At 46.8% G+C, this 2,656-nt stretch carries 2 protein-coding genes and 1 pseudogene; all 3 read right to left on the bottom strand.

What is annotated here, in order from left to right; genetic code table 11:
* Positions 1–830 (bottom strand): NAD(P)/FAD-dependent oxidoreductase (locus WMO75_RS19250; protein ID WP_349078788.1); only part of this gene is annotated, 830 nt, incomplete at its 3' end.
* Positions 830–2,281: an NAD(P)/FAD-dependent oxidoreductase gene (locus WMO75_RS19245; RefSeq protein ID WP_227222820.1), complete on the bottom strand. Its 1,452-nt coding sequence runs from the start codon at positions 2,279–2,281 to the stop codon at positions 830–832. The genes WMO75_RS19250 and WMO75_RS19245, both read right to left, overlap by 1 nt.
* 135 nt (positions 2,282–2,416) lie before the next feature.
* A pseudogene (locus WMO75_RS19240) lies at positions 2,417–2,656 on the bottom strand (glycerol kinase); the annotation flags it as partial.

The following is a 2,656-nucleotide window of genomic DNA, read 5'->3' as shown; positions in this document are numbered from 1 at the left end:
GGCCCCGATGTGACACGGTTCAGTTCCACTCCCATCTCTCTGGAAAGTTCATTCTCCGGGATCAGGCCTACTGAAAGAAGCAGAGTATCACAGGCATATTCTTCCTCCGTTCCCGGAATCGGTTTTCCATCCGCTCCGACTTGTGCCAGAGTAACTCCTTCTACACGTTCTTTTCCTTTAATATTTACCACAGTATGACTGAGTTTCAGCGGGATTCCGAAGTCATCCAGACACTGCACGATATTCCGCTTAAGCCCGCCGGAGTACGGCATCAGCTCTGCTACCACTTTTACTTTTGCACCTTCCAGTGTCATACGCCTGGCCATGATAAGTCCGATATCCCCGGAGCCAAGGATGACACCTTCTCTTCCCGGAAGATACCCTTCTATATTTACAAGTCTCTGTGCCGTCCCCGCAGAATAAATTCCCGCCGGACGATACCCCGGAATATTCAGTGCTCCCCTGGAACGTTCCCGGCAGCCCATTGCCAGAATCACCGCTTTTGCCTGAATCAGAAACATGCCTTCCTCACGGTTCATCGCTGTGATAACTTTTTCCCTGCTGATGTTTATGACCATGGTATTCAGTTTGTATTCTATATTTTGTTCTCTGACCTGACGAATAAAACGGTCGGCATATTCCGGTCCGGTCAGTTCTTCTCCAAAGGTATGAAGCCCAAAACCATTATGAATGCACTGGTTCAGAATTCCTCCCAGTTCTTTGTCCCGCTCCAGAATCAGAGTACTTTCGATTCCGTTTTTTCTCGCTGAAATAGCCGCTGCAAGTCCTGCCGGACCGCCGCCTATGATCACAATGTCATATTTTTTTATCATTTGCCGTCCTCCCCAAAAGAATCTTTGTTGCTGCCTTTTATGATTCCAGAGTTGCCTCCGGATTTTGTGATCTCTTCCACGGGAATTCCAAGTTCTCTGGCTAAAATCTCCATAACACGCGGCGAACAGAATCCTGCCTGACAACGTCCCATGCCTGCTCTGGTACGGCGTTTCACTCCATCCAGTGATCTGGCACCCAGAGGTCCTCGAATCGCATCTATGATCTCACCTTCTGTCACCATCTCACAGCGGCAGACAATCGTTCCATAAGCCGGATTTTGTCGAATCCACGCATTTCGTTCTTCCAGTGAAAACTTTGATACATCGGTAATTCCCTTTCTTGTGGAAAGAAAATCCTCTTTTTCTTTCAGATCATATTTTTTCTTCAGAATGTCAGCAACCATTTCTCCGATCGCAGGAGCACTGGAAAGGCCCGGTGATTCAATTCCGGCACAGTCGATAAATCCTTCTTCCGTCTCTCCTATAATAAAATCGTCTCCGTCCTCATGTGCTCGAAGTCCGGCAAAAGAAGTGATCACCTGACGGACCGGAATGTTTTTGACACTTTCGGATGCTTTTTTCAGAACCTGTTCCAGACCTTCTCTGGTGGTATTGATTCCTTCTTTATTCTCTATATCTGTGGCTGTTGGCCCGATCAGCAGGTTTCCGTGAATGGTTGGTGTGACCAGAACTCCTTTGCCAAACTTGCCGGGAAGGGTAAAAATCGTCCGGCTTACATGTGTCCCCGCAGCTTTATCAAGAAGACAGTATTCTCCTTTTCGCGGAGTGATATGAAGTTTCTTTTCACTGACCATGTTGTGGAATTTATCTGCATAAACTCCTGCCGCATTTACAATACAGTCTGCCTCAAAAATTCCCTCTGTTGTCTCAATCGTCCAGTTTTTTTCTCCCCGTGTGATCTTGTGCACTTCTGTATTGAAATAAAAATCCACTCCGTTTGCACAGGCATTTTCTGCCAGTGCGATCGTCATGTTGAATGGACATACAATTCCTCCGCTGGGTGCGTACAATGCCGCCACAGCCTGGTCAGAAACATTCGGCTCCATTTTTCTTATTTCTTCTTTATTTAAAATTCGAAGTCCCTTTACACCGTTTTGGATTCCTCTCTCATAAAGTTTCTGCAGACCGGGGCGGTCTTTTTCATCCAGGCACAAAACCAGTGAACCATTTCTTCGGAATGGAAAATCAAGATCACAGGAAAGCTGCTCCATCATCTGATTTCCCCGAAGATTCAGTTTTGCTTTGAGTGATCCCGGCTCTGCGTCATAACCTGCATGAATGATCGCACTGTTCGCCTTGGAGGTTCCGCAGCAGACATCTTCCTCCCGCTCCAGTACGCATACCTTTATCCGGTAACGGGACAGTTCCCGTGCAATCGCCGTACCGGAAACTCCCGCACCGATAATCGCAATATCGTATTTATTCATTGTAAAAACCTCCTGTATATATAAAAGAGCCTGACAAATAAACCCATTTTCATGGATTTCCTGTCAGGCTCTCCTCTTCACGCCAGTATGTGCAATTATTTTAAATACAAACTTATCGTCCACTTGATTCTTCGATCAGTTCTCTTCGTCTTTCGCCCATCCATACGCATATTTTACAGCTTTTTCCCATCCACGGATTCGTTTTGTTCTCTCTTCCTGCGTGATCTTCGGATCAAAGGTCCGGTCGATCGCCCAGTTCTTGAGAACTTCTTCCTTACTGCTCCAGTATCCTACCGCAAGGCCTGCCAGATAGGCTGCTCCCATTGCCGTTGTCTCCACACATTTCGGACGGTTGACCGGTGCATCTATAATGTC

This window comes from Blautia intestinihominis (genome assembly GCF_040096655.1).
Classification (GTDB): domain Bacteria; phylum Bacillota; class Clostridia; order Lachnospirales; family Lachnospiraceae; genus Blautia_A; species Blautia_A intestinihominis.
This window is presented reverse-complemented; position numbering and strand designations above follow the sequence as displayed.

Coding starts and splice junctions, on each gene's coding strand:
- WMO75_RS19245 (WP_227222820.1), bottom strand. CDS start 2,281: ATGAATAAATACGATATTGCGATTATCGGTGCGGGAGTTTCCGGTACG.